Annotated in this window: 1 protein-coding gene; it reads right to left on the bottom strand. The window is 58.0% G+C overall.

Features of this window, described 5'->3' with window-relative positions; all coding sequences use genetic code 11:
• Positions 1 to 52: 52 nt before the first annotated feature.
• Positions 53 to 257 (bottom strand): hypothetical protein (locus tag BKB51_RS21395; protein WP_198946837.1); only part of this gene is annotated, 205 nt, incomplete at its 5' end.

Here is a 257-nt window from a genome sequence, read left to right as displayed (position 1 = left end):
GTTTTCCTCCCCCTCTTTTCTTCTTCCCCCCGTGCTTTGGTTCTTCCCTTCCTCATGTCTTGGTTTCCGTTCCCTCTCTTCCCCTCCCCCTTCCCCCTCCTTTTCTTCTCCCTTTCTCCCCTTCCCCCCTCCTCCTCTCCCTCCTCTCCCGCGCCCTCCCCTGGTTCTCTCTCTTCCTCCCCTTCACCTCTCGGGCTCTGTCTCTCCCCCCTTTCAGCTCTTTCTTTACCTTTCTCCTTCTTTCCCCCGGTTTGTCC

It is taken from the genome of Kiloniella majae (assembly GCF_002118315.1).
Lineage (GTDB): Bacteria > Pseudomonadota > Alphaproteobacteria > Kiloniellales > Kiloniellaceae > Kiloniella > Kiloniella majae.
The sequence above is the reverse complement of the archived record's forward strand: the minus strand, read 5'-3'. Positions and strand labels throughout refer to the sequence as shown.